Annotated in this window: 14 protein-coding genes and 1 pseudogene; 11 read left to right on the top strand and 4 right to left on the bottom strand. The window is 62.2% G+C overall.

Annotated elements, in window-relative coordinates; genetic code table 11:
- Positions 1-87 precede the first annotated feature (87 nt).
- The 4 genes and pseudogenes from gyrB to dnaA form a co-directional block, all read right to left on the bottom strand.
- Positions 88-2,508, bottom strand: a complete 2,421-nt coding sequence (gene gyrB / locus HMPREF2716_RS11775) for a DNA topoisomerase (ATP-hydrolyzing) subunit B (protein ID WP_031640949.1) — start codon at positions 2,506-2,508, stop codon at positions 88-90.
- Between the two features lie 3 nt (positions 2,509-2,511).
- Positions 2,512-3,614: pseudogene (gene recF, locus HMPREF2716_RS11770) on the bottom strand (DNA replication/repair protein RecF).
- Positions 3,615-3,623: 9 nt separating this feature from the next.
- Positions 3,624-4,727, bottom strand: a complete 1,104-nt coding sequence (gene dnaN, locus HMPREF2716_RS11765) for a DNA polymerase III subunit beta (RefSeq protein ID WP_003097262.1) — start codon at positions 4,725-4,727, stop codon at positions 3,624-3,626.
- 28 nt (positions 4,728-4,755) lie between these two features.
- A complete protein-coding gene (gene dnaA / locus HMPREF2716_RS11760; protein ID WP_003109151.1) occupies positions 4,756-6,300 on the bottom strand; it encodes a chromosomal replication initiator protein DnaA in 1,545 nt (514 codons plus the stop codon).
- Positions 6,301-6,825: 525 nt separating this feature from the next.
- Between dnaA and rpmH the strand changes: the two genes are divergently transcribed.
- The 11 genes from rpmH to HMPREF2716_RS11705 form a co-directional block, all read left to right on the top strand.
- On the top strand, positions 6,826-6,960 hold the full coding sequence (gene rpmH / locus HMPREF2716_RS11755) for a 50S ribosomal protein L34 (RefSeq protein WP_003100258.1): 135 nt from the start codon (positions 6,826-6,828) through the stop codon (positions 6,958-6,960).
- 14 nt (positions 6,961-6,974) lie between these two features.
- Entirely contained in the window at positions 6,975-7,382 is a 408-nt protein-coding gene (rnpA, locus tag HMPREF2716_RS11750) for a ribonuclease P protein component (RefSeq protein ID WP_003100251.1), read from the top strand.
- Positions 7,383-7,622: 240 nt separating this feature from the next.
- Positions 7,623-9,359, top strand: coding sequence for a membrane protein insertase YidC (yidC, locus tag HMPREF2716_RS11745; RefSeq protein ID WP_003097255.1), 1,737 nt, complete (start codon positions 7,623-7,625; stop codon positions 9,357-9,359).
- Positions 9,360-9,429: 70 nt separating this feature from the next.
- Positions 9,430-10,797 (top strand): tRNA uridine-5-carboxymethylaminomethyl(34) synthesis GTPase MnmE, encoded by a 1,368-nt coding sequence (gene mnmE, locus HMPREF2716_RS11740; RefSeq protein WP_003100248.1) that lies wholly within the window; start codon positions 9,430-9,432, stop codon positions 10,795-10,797.
- 494 nt (positions 10,798-11,291) lie between these two features.
- The gene (locus HMPREF2716_RS11735; protein ID WP_003100246.1) at positions 11,292-11,516 is read left to right on the top strand and encodes a hypothetical protein; all 225 of its coding nucleotides are present in this window, start codon (positions 11,292-11,294) and stop codon (positions 11,514-11,516) included.
- A 473-nt stretch (positions 11,517-11,989) separates the two neighbouring features.
- Positions 11,990-13,882, top strand: a complete 1,893-nt coding sequence (gene mnmG / locus HMPREF2716_RS11730) for a tRNA uridine-5-carboxymethylaminomethyl(34) synthesis enzyme MnmG (RefSeq protein WP_003100244.1) — start codon at positions 11,990-11,992, stop codon at positions 13,880-13,882.
- Positions 13,882-14,526: a 16S rRNA (guanine(527)-N(7))-methyltransferase RsmG gene (gene rsmG, locus HMPREF2716_RS11725; protein ID WP_003100242.1), complete on the top strand. Its 645-nt coding sequence runs from the start codon at positions 13,882-13,884 to the stop codon at positions 14,524-14,526. The genes mnmG and rsmG overlap by 1 nt, the downstream gene beginning before the upstream one ends.
- A gap of 18 nt (positions 14,527-14,544) precedes the next feature.
- Positions 14,545-15,333: a chromosome partitioning protein Soj gene (soj, locus tag HMPREF2716_RS11720; RefSeq protein WP_003097243.1), complete on the top strand. Its 789-nt coding sequence runs from the start codon at positions 14,545-14,547 to the stop codon at positions 15,331-15,333.
- A 9-nt stretch (positions 15,334-15,342) separates the two neighbouring features.
- Positions 15,343-16,215: a ParB/RepB/Spo0J family partition protein gene (locus tag HMPREF2716_RS11715; protein WP_003100240.1), complete on the top strand. Its 873-nt coding sequence runs from the start codon at positions 15,343-15,345 to the stop codon at positions 16,213-16,215.
- A 163-nt stretch (positions 16,216-16,378) separates the two neighbouring features.
- A complete protein-coding gene (locus HMPREF2716_RS11710) occupies positions 16,379-16,759 on the top strand; it encodes a F0F1 ATP synthase subunit I (protein ID WP_003118473.1) in 381 nt (126 codons plus the stop codon).
- A gap of 16 nt (positions 16,760-16,775) precedes the next feature.
- On the top strand, positions 16,776-17,361 hold a 586-nt coding region (locus tag HMPREF2716_RS11705; protein WP_070621898.1), incomplete at its 3' end, for a FoF1 ATP synthase subunit A.

Below are 17,361 nucleotides of genomic sequence, written 5' to 3'. Positions count from 1 at the left end.
GGCACGGCACATATCCAGGCTACCTGGCGCAAAAAGAAAACCCCGGCGCCAGGCCGGGGTTTCCATGAGGGTCGGTCTGCCGACCCGTCACACGTCCAGGTTCGATACCGCCAGCGCGTTGCTTTCGATGAAGTCGCGGCGCGGCTCCACGGCATCGCCCATCAGGGTGTTGAAGATCTGGTCGGCGGCGATGGCGTCCTCGATGGTCACCTTGAGCATGCGCCGGACGTTCGGATCCATGGTGGTTTCCCACAGCTGCTCAGGGTTCATCTCGCCCAGCCCCTTGTATCGCTGGATGCTGTGGCGCTTGGTACCTTCGGCCATCAGCCAGTCCAGGCCGTCCTTGAAGGCGCTGATCGGGCGCTTGCGCTCACCCTTCTGCACGTAGGCGCCGTCTTCCAGCAGGCTGTTCAGCTGGTCGCCGAGCAGCGACACCGAGCGGTAGTCATTGCTGGCGAAGAAGTCACGGTTGAAGGTGACGTAGCTGGACAGGCCGTGGGCCACCAGTTCCACCTCGGGCAGCCACAGGTGGCGCTCGCGGTCTTCGCGCAGGCTGGCCTTGTAGGTCAGGCCGGACTTCTCGGCGGCGGTCAGGCGCGCCTGGAACTTCTCCAACCAGCCCTGCATGGCCGACTCGTTAGCCAGGTCGTCCACCGACACGGTAGGCAGGTAGATGAAGTGCTCGGTCAGCTCCTGGGGGTACAGGCGCGACAGGCGCTTGAGGGTGGCGATCACCCCGCGATACTCGTTGACCAGTTTCTCCAGCGCCGCCCCGGACAGGCCCGGAGCGTGCTCGTTGACGTGCAGGCTGGCGTCTTCCAGGGCCGACTGGGTCATGTACTCTTCCATGGCCTGGTCGTCCTTGATGTACTGCTCCTGCTTGCCGCGCTTGACCTTGTACAACGGGGGCTGGGCGATGTAGATGTAGCCACGCTCGATCAGCTCGGGCATCTGGCGGAAGAAGAAGGTCAACAGCAGGGTGCGGATGTGCGAACCGTCGACGTCAGCATCGGTCATGATGATGATGTTGTGGTAGCGCAGCTTGTCGATGTTGTATTCCTCGCGGCCGATGCCACAGCCCAGGGCGGTGATCAGCGTACCGACCTCCTGGAAGGAGAGCATCTTGTCGAAGCGTGCCTTCTCGACGTTGAGGATCTTGCCCTTGAGCGGCAGGATCGCCTGGGTCCGGCGATTGCGGCCCTGCTTGGCGGAACCGCCCGCGGAGTCACCCTCCACGATGTACAGTTCGGAGAGCGCCGGGTCCTTTTCCTGGCAATCGGCCAGTTTGCCGGGCAGGCCGGCGATGTCCAGCGCGCCCTTGCGGCGGGTCATCTCGCGCGCCTTGCGCGCGGCCTCGCGGGCACGGGCGGCGTCGATCATCTTGCCGACCACGGCCTTGGCTTCGTTGGGATTCTCCAGCAGGAAGTCGGCGAAGTACTTGCCCATCTCCTGTTCCACCGCAGTCTTCACCTCGGAGGAGACCAGCTTGTCCTTGGTCTGCGAGCTGAACTTCGGGTCCGGTACCTTCACCGAGATGATCGCGGTGAGGCCTTCGCGGGCATCGTCGCCGGTGGTGGCGATCTTGAACTTCTTCGCCAGGCCTTCGGCCTCGATGTAGTTGTTCAGGTTACGCGTCAGCGCCGAACGGAAACCGGCCAGGTGGGTGCCGCCGTCACGCTGCGGGATGTTGTTGGTGAAGCAGAGCAGGTTCTCGTTGAAGCTGTCGTTCCACTGCAAGGCGACTTCCACACCCACGCCGTCCTCTTCACGCTGGACGTTGAAGTGGAATACCTCGTTCACCGCGGTCTTGTTGGTGTTCAGGTACTCGACGAAGGCCTTCAGACCGCCTTCGTACTTGAACAGCTCCTCCTTGCCGGTACGCTCGTCGCGCAGCAGGATGCCAACGCCGGAGTTGAGGAAGGACAGCTCGCGGATGCGCTTGGCCAGGATGTCCCAACTGAAGTGGATGTTGCTGAAGGTCTCCGGGGACGGCTTGAAGTGAACTTCGGTGCCGGAGCCATCGGTCTCGCCCACTTCGCGCAGTGGGAACTGCGGAACGCCGTGGTGGTAGACCTGTTCCCAGACCTTGTTGTGGCGACGGATGGTCAGGCGTAGTTCATGGGACAGCGCGTTCACCACCGAGACGCCCACACCGTGCAAGCCGCCGGACACCTTGTAGGTGTTGTCGTCGAACTTGCCGCCGGCGTGGAGGACGGTCATGATCACTTCCGCCGCAGAAACCCCTTCTTCCTTGTGGATATCCACCGGAATACCGCGTCCATTGTCGCGGACAGTGATCGACTCATCCGTATGGATGGTGATGCTGATTTCGCTGCAGTAACCGGCCAGCGCTTCGTCGATGGAGTTATCCACCACCTCGAACACCATGTGGTGCAGACCGGTGCCATCGTCAGTGTCGCCGATGTACATGCCGGGGCGCTTGCGTACGGCATCCAGCCCCTTCAGCACCTTGATGCTGGAAGAGTCGTACGTGTTGTTCTCGCTCATGCTTCACTCCCGATGGTCGTGGTCTGAGAGACTTTTCCATGTTCCACGTGGAACATGGATACCGGCGTATCCGTGCGCCAGCCGTCTTTCAATAGTTGCGGGTCCACGCAGGTGATGAATACCTGGCAACCCAAATCTTCAAGCAAGCGGCAAAGAGCCATTCGATGCTGCTCATCCAGTTCCGAGGGCAGGTCGTCCACCAGGTAGACGCACTGTCCGCGCTTGGCGCGATTGATCAGATGGCCTTGGGCGATGCGCAGGGCGCATACCACCAGCTTCTGCTGACCGCGCGAGAGAATCTCCGCGGCGTTATGACCTGCCAACCGTATGCGAAGATCCGCACGCTGCGGTCCCGCCTGGGTGTGGCCCATCTGCTGGTCGCGTAACAGGCTGGAAGCCAGGACCTCCAGGAGGTCCCGGTCCTTGTCCCAGCCTCGGTAGTAGCTAAGGGTCAGGTCATCCAGTGAAACCAATTCGGCGAGGGTTTCCTCGAATACCGGTTTCAACGCCTGGATATAGCTTCTGCGGTAGGCATCGATCTCATCGCTGGCCAGGCTCAATTCCCGGTCCCAGGCCGCTTGCGACGCGGGGTCCAGTTTACCATGCCGGAGCCAGGAGTTCCGCTGGCGCAGCGCCTTCTGCAGGCGCTGCCAGACGGGCAGAAACCGAGGTTCCACGTGGAACACTCCCCAATCGAGGAACTGTCGGCGGATCTTCGGCGCTCCCTCGAGCAACCGAAAGCTGTCCGGGTTGATCAGTTGCAGTGGAAGTGTTTCCGCTAATTGAGCCGCACTTCGGGCGTTCTGCCCATCGATGCGAATGGTGAACTCGCCCTGGCGTTCACGGGAAATCCCCAGGTTGCTGGCGATGCCGTTGGCCAACATCACCTGGCCGAATACGGTGCAGGCCGCTTCCTCGTACTGGATCACCGGCTGCAAGCGCGCACTGCGGAATGAACGCGCCAGGCCCAGCAGGTGGATGGCTTCGAGCACGCTGGTCTTGCCGCTGCCATTATCGCCGTAGAGGATGTTGATGCGGGGGGAGGGGGAGAGGGTCACCGGGTGCAGGTTGCGCACCGCGGTGACCGAAACGCGGGTCAGGGACATTCAGTGTGATTAGAGGCGCATCGGCATGACGACATAGGCAGAATCGTCATTGTCGGCCTCGTGGACCAGGGCGCTGCTGTTGGAATCGGAAAGGATGAAGCGGACCTGCTCGGTACCGATCACACCCAGCACGTCGAGCAGGTAACTGACGTTGAAGCCGATCTCCAGGTTGCCGCCGTTGTACTCGACCTGCACTTCTTCCTCGGCCTCTTCCTGCTCCGGGTTGTTCGCCTGGATTTTCAGCAAACCGTTGGAAAGCTGCAGGCGAATGCCGCGGTACTTCTCGTTGGAGAGGATCGCGGTGCGGCTGAAGGCTTCGCGCAGTTGCTGGCGGTCACCGACCACCAGCTTGTCGCCACCGCGCGGCAGTACGCGTTCGTAGTCCGGGAACTTGCCGTCCACCAGCTTCGAAGTGAAGGTGAATTCGCCAGTGGTGGCACGGATATGGTGCTGGCCCAGGACGATACCGACTTCGCCGTCCTGCTCGGTGAGCAGACGAGCCAGTTCGAGGATGCCTTTGCGCGGCACGATCACCTGGTGGCGGTCCTGCGACGGGATCTGCGCATCCAGCGAGCACATGGCCAGTCGGTGGCCGTCGGTGGCGACGGAGCGCAGGGTGCCGCCGTTCACTTCCAGCAGCATGCCGTTGAGGTAGTAACGCACGTCCTGCTGGGCCATGGCGAAGCTGGTGCGGTCGATCAGGCGACGCAGCTTGCTCTGGGCAATGCTGAAGTTCAGCGAGCCGGGACCTTCCTCTACGGTGGGGAAGTCGTTGGCCGGCAGGGTGGACAGGGTGAAGCGGCTACGCCCGGCCTTCACCAGGAGTTTCTGCTCTTCGACACGGATGTCGATCAGCACGTCGTTCGGCAGGCTCTTGCAGATGTCCATCAGCTTGCGCGCCGGTACGGTGATCTCGCCGGGTTCGGCGGCATCTTCCAGTACCACGCGACCAACCAGTTCGACCTCGAGGTCGGTGCCGGTCAGCGACAGTTGCTGGCCTTCGACCACCAGCAGGACGTTGGAGAGAACCGGCAATGTCTGGCGGCGTTCCACGACGCCGGCGACCAGTTGCAGCGGTTTCAACAGGGCTTCGCGTTGAATGGTGAAATGCATGGTCTAGTCCCTTGCCTCGTGGGCTGCGTCAGGTTGTCAGGGTACGCAGCAGGTTCTTGTAGTCCTCGCGGATATCCGCGTCGGATTCCCTAAGTTGAGCGATCTTACGACAGGCGTGCAACACCGTGGTGTGATCCCGACCGCCGAAGGCCACGCCGATCTCCGGTAGGCTGTGGTTGGTCAGCTCCTTGGAGAGCGCCATGGCCACCTGGCGCGGGCGCGCCACCGAACGCGAACGCCGCTTGGACAACAGATCGGATATCTTGATCTTGTAGTACTCGGCGACGGTGCGCTGGATGTTGTCGATGCTGACCAGCTTGTCCTGAAGGGCCAACAAGTCCTTCAGCGACTCGCGAATCAGCTCGATGGTGATCGGCCGGCCCATGAAGTGCGAGTGGGCGATCACCCGCTTCAGCGCACCTTCCAGTTCACGCACGTTGGAACGGATGCGCTGGGCGATGAAGAAGGCCGCGTCGTGCGGCAGCTCGATCTTCGCCTGCTCGGCCTTCTTCATCAGGATCGCCACCCGGGTTTCCAGTTCCGGCGGCTCGACGGCCACCGTCAGGCCCCAGCCGAAGCGGGACTTCAGCCGCTCTTCCAGGCCTTCGATTTCCTTCGGATAGCGGTCGCTGGTGAGGATCACCTGCTGGCCGCCTTCGAGAAGGGCGTTGAAGGTGTGGAAGAACTCCTCCTGGGAGCGCTCCTTACGGGCGAAGAACTGGATGTCGTCGATCAACAGTGCGTCCACCGAGCGGTAGAAGCGCTTGAATTCGTTGATGGCGTTGAGCTGCAAGGCCTTCACCATGTCCGCGACGAAACGTTCCGAATGCAGGTAAACCACCTTGGCGTTCGGGTTCTTCTTCAGCAGGTGGTTGCCCACCGCATGCATCAGGTGGGTCTTGCCCAGGCCGACGCCACCGTAGAGGAACAGCGGGTTGTAGCCGTGCTTGAGGTTGTCCGCCACCTGCCAGGCGGCGGCGCGGGCCAACTGGTTGGACTTGCCCTCGACGAAGTTCTCGAAGGTGAAGGTACGGTTGAGATAGCTGGTGTGCTTCAGCGCGCCTTCGACCTGGACGTTGCGCTCGGTGCGTACCGCAGGTGCGGCTCCGGCCGGCATAGCGGCGGCCAGCGGATCGATGCTGGGCTCTTCCGGCTCGTAGGGGTCGCTCGACACGCTGGGAGCCGTCGTCACTGGCGGCAGCTCTTCACGTGGCACCACCACGGGCGCGGCCGATACCGGCTGCACTGGCGCCGGCGGCGGAGCAACCGGAGGCGGGGGAGCCACGTGGGTCTGCGATGGGACGATGGCGGCGCGCGGCGTACGGCTACGCTTGCTGCCTATTAATAAGGAAAGGGCGGGCAACTGACCCTCGCCGCGTTCACCGAGCAGTTCCAGAAGCCGACCGAGGTATTTCTCGTTCACCCAATCGAGGACGAAACGGTTGGGTGCATACACACGCAATTCGTCGCCTTCGGCTTCGACCTGCAAGGGACGGATCCAGGTGTTGAATTGTTGGGACGGCAGCTCATCGCGGAGAAGATCCACGCACTGCTGCCAAAGTTCCACGGACACGGATATCCCCCAAAGATTGGAAAGGCGGCACAACGAAATAAGCGCCTATTGTAGCCGGACGGGCCGGACTTATCCACATGCCGATGCGCTGAGGCCCCAAGCAAATCAAGACCTTAATAAAAGCAGGCAGGCCGACGGACGGTCGTCCTGGACTTTGTGGATAACCCTTGCTTTGAAGGGGGTACATCCCTGCGCACAGCCGTGTGGAAAAAACCGCTGTGGATAACCATCTCGTTCATCCCCAGGCTTCGCTCAGGAAGGAAACAGCCTCGACACCGGTTCTCGACAACCTTTTGCCTGCCGGAGAAACACGCAATTGCTGGGCTTCATCGAGTTATGCACAGAAAAGCGCCGTCCCAAGAGCATTAACCGTTTCTATCCTTTAAAAGAAAAATGACTTCCTTGTATCTATCTATTACGTCATCGCTGGTTGGAAATTGACCTGCCCGTTCGATTTCACTAGAATCGCCGGTCTCTTTAAACGGGGTCACTGCGACCTCAAGTCGTCAACCCAGGTACCGAATCATGAAACGTACTTTCCAACCCAGCACCCTCAAGCGCGCTCGCGTCCACGGTTTCCGCGCCCGTATGGCCACCAAGAACGGCCGTCAGGTTCTGTCGCGTCGTCGCGCCAAAGGCCGTAAGCGTCTGACCGTCTGATTTATCCGGTACGGGTGGTGAGTCGGGACTTCGACCGGGACAAGCGTCTACTGACAGCCCGGCAATTCAGCGCAGTCTTCGACTCTCCGACCGGCAAGGTCCCCGGCAAGCACGTCCTGCTGCTGGCGCGCGAGAACGGTCTCGATCACCCCCGCCTGGGCCTGGTGATCGGCAAGAAGAACGTCAAGCTCGCCGTCCAGCGCAATCGCCTCAAACGCCTGATCCGCGAATCGTTCCGCCATAACCAGGAAACCCTGGCTGGCTGGGATATCGTGGTGATCGCGCGCAAAGGCCTGGGCGAACTGGAAAATCCGGAGCTGCACCAGCAGTTCGGCAAGCTCTGGAAACGCCTGTTGCGCAATCGACCTCGCACGGAAAGCCCTGCTGACGCCCCTGGCGTGGCCGACGGTACTCATGCATAGGTCGATGCCCGCGCATCCCGATCCCTGTAGTGTCATCCCCCCTTCGATGACCCGGCACCGTCGTTCCCAGCCAAGTTGTACTTCCCTAGCGTACGAGGCTATCGCGCAGCATGGCCCGCGACGCAATGGTCGCCCGAGTGCGGTTTCCTCCACTCGGCTCCATCACTGGCAATCCCGTAGCCGCGATCTGCTACTGTCAGTTTCCTTCAAGCACCGCCCTTTCTCGATGGCCGAGTAACCATGGACATTCAACGCTCGATTCTCATCGTCGCCCTTGCAGTCGTGTCCTACCTGCTGGTTCTCCAGTGGAACAAGGATTACGGTCAGCCTGAGCTGCCCGCCGCCAGCGCTTCGATGAACACCACGCAAGGCCTGCCGGACACTCCGTCCGCCTCGGGCACCAGCAGTGACGTTCCCACTGCCCAGAGCAGCGCGGCCGGCAGCGAAGCCGCCGACAAGCCGGTTGCGGTCAGCGACAAGCTGATCCAGGTGAAGACCGACGTCCTCGACCTGGCCATCGATCCCCGTGGCGGCGATATCGTCCAGCTCGGCCTGTTGCAGTATCCGCGCCGCCTGGACCGTCCGGACGTGCCGTTCCCGCTGTTCGACAACGGTCGCGAACGTACCTACCTGGCGCAGAGCGGCCTCACCGGTGCCGACGGCCCGGACGCCAGCAGCGCCGGCCGCCCGCTGTTCCACAGTGCGCAGAGCAGCTACCAGTTGGCCGACGGCCAGAACGAACTGGTCGTGGACCTGAGCTTCAGCCACGACGGTGTCAACTACATCAAGCGCTTCACCTTCCACCGTGGCCTGAAAGCCGATTGCTCGGACAAGGAAAAGGCCCAGAAGAAGATCGAGTGCATCAATGAAAACGCCTATCAGGTCGGCGTCAGCTACCTGATCGACAACCAGAGCGGCAAGACCTGGAGCGGCAACCTGTTCGCCCAGCTCAAGCGCGACGGCAGCGCCGACCCGTCCTCGACCACCGCCACCGGGGTGTCCACCTACCTTGGCGCCGCGGTCTGGACCCCGGATTCGCCGTACAAGAAGATCTCCACCAAGGACATGGACAAGGAACAGTTCAAGGAGTCCGTGCAGGGTGGCTGGGTCGCCTGGCTGCAACACTACTTCGTGACCGCCTGGGTTCCGACCAAGGGCGAGCAGCACCAGGTCATGACCCGCAAGGACGGCCAGGGCAACTACATCGTCGGTTTCACCGGCCCGACCCTGAGCGTTCCGGCGGGTAGCAAGGTGGAAACCGACCTGACCCTGTATGCCGGCCCGAAACTCCAGAAGCACCTGAAGGAACTCTCCCCGGGCCTGGAACTGACCGTCGACTACGGTTTCCTTTGGTTCATCGCCCAGCCGATCTTCTGGCTGCTGCAACATATCCACAGCCTGATCGGCAACTGGGGCTGGTCGATCATCGCCCTGACCGTCCTGATCAAGCTGGCCTTCTTCCCGTTGTCCGCCGCCAGCTACCGTTCGATGGCGCGCATGCGCGCGGTGTCGCCGAAGATGCAGGCGATCAAGGAACAGCACGGCGACGATCGGCAGAAGATGTCCCAGGCGATGATGGAGCTGTACAAGAAGGAGAAGATCAATCCGCTGGGCGGCTGCCTGCCGATCCTGGTCCAGATGCCGGTCTTCCTCTCCCTCTACTGGGTACTCCTGGAAAGCGTGGAAATGCGCCAGGCGCCGTGGCTCGGCTGGATCACCGACCTGTCGGTGAAGGATCCGTTCTTCATCCTGCCGATCGTCATGGGCGGCACCATGCTGATCCAGCAGATGCTCAACCCGACCCCGCCGGACCCGATGCAGGCCAAGGTGATGAAACTGATGCCGATCATCTTCACCTTCTTCTTCCTCTGGTTCCCAGCCGGTCTGGTGCTGTACTGGGTAGTCAACAACTGCCTGTCGATCGCACAGCAGTGGTACATTACCCGCAAGATCGAGGCAGCCGCGAAGACCGCCTGACGTCTATCGCGAAAACTGTCCACAACAAGACGCCCCCTCGAGGGGCGTCTTGCTATCCGGAGATATCCACATGCAAGCCGCCACCGAAACCATCGTCGCGATCGCTACCGCCCAGGGCCGCGGCGGCGTGGGAATCGTCCGCGTCTCCGGACCTCTCGCCGGACAGATGGCCGTGGCCGTGAGCGGACGCCAGCTGAAAGCCCGGCATGCGCATTACGGACCGTTCCTCGATGCCGGTGGGCAGGTGATCGACGAAGGCCTGTCACTGTATTTCCCAGGCCCGAACTCGTTCACCGGCGAAGACGTACTCGAACTGCAGGGGCACGGCGGCCCCGTGGTACTCGACCTGCTGGTGCAGCGTTGTCTGGAACTGGGCGCCCGCCAGGCGCGACCGGGCGAGTTCAGCGAGCGCGCGTTCCTCAACGACAAGCTCGACCTGGCCCAGGCCGAAGCCATCGCCGATCTGATCGAGGCCAGCTCGGAGCAGGCCGCGCGCAATGCATTGCGTTCCCTGCAGGGCGAATTCTCACGCCGGGTACATGCATTGACCGAGCAACTGATTTCCCTGCGCATCTATGTCGAAGCCGCCATCGACTTCCCCGAGGAAGAAATCGACTTCCTCGCCGATGGCCATGTACTGGGGCTTCTGGAAAAAGTACGCACAGAATTATCCACAGTGCAGCGCGAAGCTTCCCAAGGCGCCCTGCTGCGCGACGGCATGACCGTGGTCATCGCCGGACGACCGAATGCCGGCAAGTCCAGCCTGCTGAATGCCCTGGCCGGTCGCGAGGCGGCCATCGTCACGGACATAGCCGGCACCACCCGCGATGTACTGCGCGAACATATCCACATCGATGGCATGCCCCTGCATGTGGTGGACACCGCAGGCCTGCGGGATACCGAGGACCATGTGGAAAAGATCGGCGTGGAACGTGCGCTGAAAGCCATCGGCGAAGCCGATCGCGTGCTGCTGGTGGTGGACGCCACCGCCCCGGAAGCAGCGGACCCGTTTTCCCTATGGCCGGAGTTTCTCGACCAGCGACCGGAACCGGGCAAGGTCACCCTGATCCGCAACAAGGCGGATTTGTCCACAGAGTCCATTGGCCTCGAGGAAAGCGCGGACGGCCACGTCACCATCACCCTCTCGGCGCGCACCGGCGCCGGCCTGGAGCTGCTGCGCGAACACCTGAAGGCCTGCATGGGCTTCGAACAGACCGCGGAAAGCGGTTTCAGCGCCCGCCGGCGCCACTTGGAAGCGCTACGCCTGGCAGGGCAGGCGCTGGAGCATGGCCACAGCCAACTTATCCACAATGGCGCCGGCGAACTGCTGGCCGAGGATCTGCGCCAGGCCCAGCAGCACCTGGGCGAAATCACCGGCGCATTCACCCCCGACGACCTGCTGGGTCGCATCTTCTCGAGTTTCTGCATCGGCAAGTAATGGGGCTCGGCCCACGCCGAGTTGTGGATAACCAGGGCAAGGTTCGCTCCGGTTCTGCGTACTTTCCTTTCACTGTGCCCCTTGCCGCCGGCACTCAACCACGCAGGCATGGATTGCCGGCGCGCCGCTTCGTCCCCGAGAAAACCATCTGCGCCGATGTCGGTCTGCATGGGATGGATATCCACCTGGGAGAGGTTTATGCACAGGCACCGCGCTCCGATCCGGCGTCCGCGAAGGCGCTGCGCTGTGGTCAATCTCTATCTGCTCGCCCCTCTCGAACGGCGTATCTATCCCGTTGTCTCGCCTGGCGCTATCGCCACGCGCCGGGACGTTCCGTGCACGCAAGTCAACCCGGTAAGCGGTTTATCCACAAGCCTGGAAGAGATTCTGCGAAAAGAGCTGTTGCAGACCCTGGACTCCGTCGATACCGGCCAGGCGGGGCCCTCGCCTTCGGCTCCTAAGGCGTCCCACGGCGAGCACTCGGACACTACAGCATGGAGATCGTAGCCAACCTGGCGGTGTGGCTCGGCGGCGAATGCCAGGTCGGACAGATGATCGACTGGTTCGGCAGTTACGACCGCACTAGCGGGCTCAGTGCTCGGCTACTGCTGCGCAAACCCGCTAACGAGGGCTCCGAGCGGGATTTCCAGGTCTCCGCCAAGCGCCGCTTCGAGCGCCTGTCGTCATCCATCGATACGCTGGAAAGCGGCAACGACTGAGCCTTTCCCACGCCTTGCCATCTCCTTCTTCCTACCTGGCTGCGGTCCTGCCGCGGCCCGGATACGCTCGCCTGAAACCTGTGGAAAACCCCAGGGACAGGAGGGTAGATAAACCCGCCGAAGCTCTGTGCATAACTCCACATGTTGATAACGAGCCATTCCATCCACAGCTAAAAAACGCTTATCAACAGGGCCCAGATAGGGTTTGGGACAGCCTTATCATTCGCTACAGGCTATGTCTTTACTGGGCTCGACGTACTTATCAACAGAAAAGCCGCTGCTAAGTAATAAACACAAGTTCTAAAAAGATATAAACATTCCTTTCCTTTTATTTTTTGTAAGCCCGCCGAGCCGTTTTGCTCCCTCGATCTGGATTGGCTATTTTTTGTCCAGGAGTCTTCATTCAGGTTCGCTAAATCCTTATACTGTCCGGCTTTCCTGAATTCCTGCTTCTGAACAGGCCGAGGTGCGTGGTGGATTTCCCTACCCGTTTTGACGTAATCGTGATCGGCGGTGGCCATGCAGGCACCGAAGCCGCACTCGCGGCTGCGCGCATGGGTGTGAAAACCCTGCTGTTGACCCACAATGTGGAAACCCTGGGGCAGATGAGCTGCAACCCCGCCATCGGCGGCATCGGCAAGAGCCATCTGGTCAAGGAAATCGACGCCCTTGGCGGCGCCATGGCCGAAGCCACCGACAAGGGCGGTATCCAGTTCCGCATCCTTAACAGCCGCAAGGGGCCGGCAGTGCGCGCCACTCGTGCACAAGCCGATCGCGTGCTCTATAAGGCCGCTATCCGCCATACACTGGAAAACCAGCCGAACCTGTGGATATTCCAGCAGGCCTGCGACGACCTGATCGTCGAGCAGGATCAGGTCCGCGGCGTAGTGACCCAGATGGGACTGCGCTTCCATGCCGACAACGTGGTCCTGACTACCGGCACCTTCCTCGGCGGACTTATCCACATCGGCCTGGAGAACTACTCAGGCGGACGCGCCGGCGACCCGCCGTCCATCGCACTGGCGCGTCGTCTGCGTGAATTGCCGCTGCGGGTCGGCCGGCTGAAGACCGGTACGCCGCCGCGGATCGACGGGCGCAGCGTGGACTTCTCGGTGATGACCGAGCAGCCGGGCGACACGCCGATCCCGGTGATGTCCTTCCTCGGTTCGAAGGAACAGCATCCCGAGCAGGTCAGTTGCTGGATCACCCATACCAACGCCCGGACCCACGAGATCATCGCCGCTAATCTCGATCGTTCGCCGATGTATTCCGGTGTGATCGAAGGCATCGGCCCGCGCTACTGCCCATCGATCGAAGACAAGATCCATCGCTTCGCCGATAAGGAAAGCCACCAGGTCTTCCTCGAGCCGGAAGGCCTGACGACCCACGAGCTGTATCCCAACGGCATTTCCACGTCCCTGCCGTTCGACGTGCAACTGCAGATCGTGCGTTCCATCCGTGGCATGGAAAACGCCCACATCGTGCGGCCGGGCTATGCGATCGAGTACGACTTCTTCGATCCCCGCGATCTCAGGTACAGCCTGGAGACCAAGGTCATCGGCGGCCTGTTCTTCGCCGGCCAGATCAACGGCACCACCGGCTACGAGGAAGCTGGCGCCCAGGGCCTGCTGGCCGGCGCCAATGCTGCGTTGCGTTCGCAAGGCAAGGACAGCTGGTGCCCGCGCCGCGACGAGGCCTACATCGGCGTGCTGGTGGACGACCTGATCACGCTCGGCACCCAGGAGCCGTACCGCATGTTCACCTCGCGGGCGGAATACCGCCTGATCCTCCGCGAGGACAACGCCGACCTGCGTCTCACCGAGAAGGGACGCGAGCTGGGCCTTGTCGACGATCGGCGCTGGGCTGCCTTCGAAGCCAAGCGCGAAGGTATCGAACGCGAGGAACAGCGGCTGAAGAGCACCTGGGTGCGGCCGAATACCCCGCAGGGCGACGCCATCGCCGAGCGCTTCGGTACGCCGCTGACCCATGAATACAACCTGCTCAACCTGCTGAGCCGCCCCGAGATCGATTACGCCGGCCTGGTGGAGATCACCGGCGATGCTGTGGATAACCCCCAGGTGGCCGAGCAGGTGGAGATTCGCACCAAGTACGCCGGCTACATCGACCGCCAGCAGGAGGAAATCGCCCGGCTGCGCGCCAGCGAAGATACCCGCCTGCCTGTGGATATCGATTACCTGGGGATTTCCGGCCTGTCGAAGGAAATCCAGAACAAGCTGAACCAGGCCCGTCCGGAAACCCTCGGACAGGCTTCGCGGATCCCCGGCGTCACGCCGGCTGCGATTTCGCTGTTGTTGATCCACCTGAAGAAGCGTGCCTCTGGCCGCCAACTGGAGCAGAGCGCTTGATGTCTGCGGTAACCCAACACCACGCCGACGAACTCGCGCGCGGTGCTGACGAGCTAGGCGTCGCCCTCGACGCCGACAAGCAACGCCAGCTGCTGGCCTACCTGGCCCTGCTGATCAAATGGAACAAGGCCTACAACCTGACCGCCGTACGCGACCCGGACGAGATGGTTTCGCGCCACCTGCTCGACAGCCTGAGCATCGTGCCTTATGCCGAGGCTGGGGATAACTGGCTGGATGTCGGCAGCGGCGGCGGCATGCCCGGCGTGCCGCTGGCCATCCTGTTCCCGGAAAAGCGCCTGACCCTGCTCGACAGCAACGGCAAGAAGACCCGCTTCCTGACCCAGGTGAAGCTCGAGCTGAAGCTGGCCAACCTCGAAGTCGTGCACAGCCGGGTGGAAGCCTTCCGTCCCGAGAGCCCCTTCGATGGCATCGTTTCCCGCGCTTTCAGCAGCCTGGAGGACTTCGCCAACTGGACCCGCCACCTCGGTGGCCAGGAAACCCGCTGGCTGGCGATGAAGGGCGTGCATCCGAACGAAGAGCTGGCGGCACTCCCGGAGGATTTCCGGGTCGAAGCCGAGCACGCGCTGGCGGTACCCGGTTGCCAAGGTCAGCGGCATCTGCTGATACTGCGGCGCACAGCATGAGGGGGAACAGGGATAACCATGGCTAAGGTATTCGCGATCGCCAACCAGAAAGGCGGTGTCGGCAAGACCACGACCTGTATCAACCTCGCGGCCTCCCTCGTGGCGACCAAGCGCCGCGTCCTCCTGCTGGACCTGGATCCCCAGGGCAACGCCACCACCGGCAGCGGCATCGACAAGCACAACCTGGAGCACTCCATCTACGACGTGCTCACCGGCGAGTGCAACCTCGCCGAGGCCATGCAGTTCTCCGAACACGGCGGCTACCAGTTGCTGCCGGCCAACCGCGACCTGACCGCCGCGGAAGTGGTGCTGCTGGAAATGGACATGAAGGAAAATCGCCTGCGCAACGCGCTGGCGCCGATCCGCGAGAACTACGACTACATCCTCATCGACTGCCCGCCGTCGCTGTCGATGCTCACCGTCAACGCGCTGACCGCCGCCGACGGCGTGATCATCCCCATGCAGTGCGAGTACTACGCGCTGGAGGGGCTGACCGACCTGATGAACAGCATCCAGCGCATCGGCCAGTTGCTCAACCCGACGCTGAAGATCGAGGGTCTGTTGCGGACCATGTACGATCCGCGCATCAGCCTGACCAACGATGTCTCCGCGCAGTTGCAGGAGCATTTCGGCGACACCCTCTACAGCACCGTCATCCCGCGTAACGTGCGCCTCGCCGAAGCCCCCAGCTTCGGCATGCCGGCGCTGGTTTACGACAAGCAATCCCGCGGCGCCATCGCCTACCTGGCGCTGGCCGGCGAGCTGGTCCGCCGCCAGCGCGCCAAAGGCCGCGCCGCAACCGCATAAGGAACCCGCATGGCAGCCAAGAAACGTGGACTGGGACGCGGGCTCGATGCCCTGCTGGGCGGCTCGAGTCCCGCCAAACTGCAGGAGGAAGCCGTACAGGCCGACCGCCGCGAGTTGCAGCAGATCCCCCTCGACCTGATGCAGCGCGGCAAGTACCAGCCGCGTCGCGACATGGACCCTCAGGCGCTGGAGGAACTGGCGCAGTCGATCAAGGCCCAGGGCGTGATGCAGCCCATCGTGGTGCGGCCGATCGCCAATGGCCGCTACGAGATCATTGCCGGCGAGCGGCGCTGGCGGGCCAGCCAGCAGGCCGGACTGGAAAAGATCCCGGCGCTGGTGCGCGACGTGCCGGACGAAGCGGCCATCGCCATGGCGCTGATCGAGAACATCCAGCGCGAGGACCTCAACCCGATCGAGGAAGCCGCTGCCCTGCAGCGCTTGCAGCAGGAGTTCCAGCTGACCCAGCAGCAGGTCGCGGAAGCGGTCGGCAAGTCGCGCGCGACCATTACCAACCTGCTGCGCCTGATCGGCCTGCCGGAAGAGATCAAGACCCTGCTTTCCCATGGCGACCTGGAGATGGGCCATGCCCGTGCGCTCCTCGGTCTGCCGGCAGAACGGCAGGTGGAAGGGGCGCGACATGTTGTCGCACATGGGCTGACCGTACGTCAGACCGAAGCCCTGGTTCGGCAGTGGACGCATGCCCCTGGCAAGCCTGCGGGACCGGTCAAGAGCGACCCGGACATCGCCCGCCTGGAACAGCGCCTGGCCGAGCGCCTGGGTGCTTCGGTGCAGATCCGGCATGGTCAGAAGGGCAAGGGACAGTTGGTCATCCGCTACAGCTCCCTGGATGAACTGCAGGGCGTTCTCGCCCACATCCGTTGACACACTTTGGGTTGTAGCGGGTAGTCGGAAATCACTACCAGCCAGTTGAACAGGGGGGACTCCCCCCCTATACTCTGCGCGCTATTTTGTGGGCACTTTTTATGCCAAGTCGTTGATTTGGCAGTGCCGACACCAGAAGACTGAGAGCGCGATGGAGTCCCGCATGCCAAGTCGCCTGCCGGCATTCAGATTGCTGCTCGTCCAACTGGTAGTAGTGCTTGTTGCTGCGATCTCCCTGTGGATTTCTTGGGGACCGGTAGCCGGATATTCCGGACTGCTGGGAGGGATGATCGCCTGGTTGCCGAATTGTTATTTCGCCTACAAGGCGTTCCGTTTCAGCGGAGCGCGGGCTGCCCGGGAAATCGTTCGCTCTTTCTATGCGGGCGAAGCCGGGAAACTGATTCTGACGGCGGTGCTCTTCGCACTGACGTTCGCAGGCGTGAAGCCACTGATGGCGCCGGCTCTGTTCGGTGTCTATCTGCTGACCCTGATGGTCAGCTGGTGCGCACCCCTGCTGATGGGAAAAACATTTACAAGACCTTAGAGCGATTGAGGCAAACATGGCAGCAGAAACCGCTTCGGGTTACATCCAGCACCACTTGCAGAACCTGACCTTCGGGCGTCTGCCTAATGGTGATTGGGGGTTCGCCCACACCGCCGAGCAAGCCAAGGAAATGGGCTTCTGGGCATTCCACGTAGACACCCTGGGCTGGTCGGTACTGCTCGGCGTGGTGTTCCTGTTCATCTTCCGCCTGGCGGCCAAGAAGGCCACCAGCGGCCAGCCGGGTGGACTGCAGAACTTCGTCGAGGTGATGGTCGAGTTCGTCGACACCAGCGTCAAGGACACCTTCCACGGGCGTAACCCGTTGATAGCGCCCCTGGCCCTGACCGTGTTCGTCTGGATCTTCCTGCTCAACCTGATCGACCTGGTACCGGTGGACTACCTGCCGATGCTGGCCGCGAAGATCACCGGCGACGAGCACCTGTTCTTCCGCGCCGTGGCCACCACCGACCCGAACGCCACCCTCGGCCTGTCGATCTCGGTGTTCGCCCTGATCGTCTTTTACAGCATCAAGGTCAAGGGCATCGGCGGCTTCCTCGGTGAACTGACCCTGCACCCCTTCAGCAGCAAGAACATCGTCGTTC

This window comes from Pseudomonas sp. HMSC076A11 (assembly GCF_001810205.1).
Lineage (GTDB): Bacteria > Pseudomonadota > Gammaproteobacteria > Pseudomonadales > Pseudomonadaceae > Pseudomonas > Pseudomonas aeruginosa.
This window is presented reverse-complemented; position numbering and strand designations above follow the sequence as displayed.

Bases quoted from the DNA above. Each gene is read 5' to 3' on its own strand.
- gyrB (WP_031640949.1), bottom strand. From the start codon at position 2,508: ATGAGCGAGAACAACACGTACGACTCTTCCAGCATCAAGGTGCTGAAG.
- dnaN (WP_003097262.1), bottom strand. From the start codon at position 4,727: ATGCATTTCACCATTCAACGCGAAGCCCTGTTGAAACCGCTGCAACTG.
- rpmH (WP_003100258.1), top strand. From the start codon at position 6,826: ATGAAACGTACTTTCCAACCCAGCACCCTCAAGCGCGCTCGCGTCCAC.
- yidC (WP_003097255.1), top strand. From the start codon at position 7,623: ATGGACATTCAACGCTCGATTCTCATCGTCGCCCTTGCAGTCGTGTCC.
- mnmE (WP_003100248.1), top strand. From the start codon at position 9,430: ATGCAAGCCGCCACCGAAACCATCGTCGCGATCGCTACCGCCCAGGGC.
- HMPREF2716_RS11735 (WP_003100246.1), top strand. From the start codon at position 11,292: ATGGAGATCGTAGCCAACCTGGCGGTGTGGCTCGGCGGCGAATGCCAG.
- rsmG (WP_003100242.1), top strand. From the start codon at position 13,882: ATGTCTGCGGTAACCCAACACCACGCCGACGAACTCGCGCGCGGTGCT.
- soj (WP_003097243.1), top strand. From the start codon at position 14,545: ATGGCTAAGGTATTCGCGATCGCCAACCAGAAAGGCGGTGTCGGCAAG.
- HMPREF2716_RS11715 (WP_003100240.1), top strand. From the start codon at position 15,343: ATGGCAGCCAAGAAACGTGGACTGGGACGCGGGCTCGATGCCCTGCTG.
- HMPREF2716_RS11710 (WP_003118473.1), top strand. From the start codon at position 16,379: ATGCCAAGTCGCCTGCCGGCATTCAGATTGCTGCTCGTCCAACTGGTA.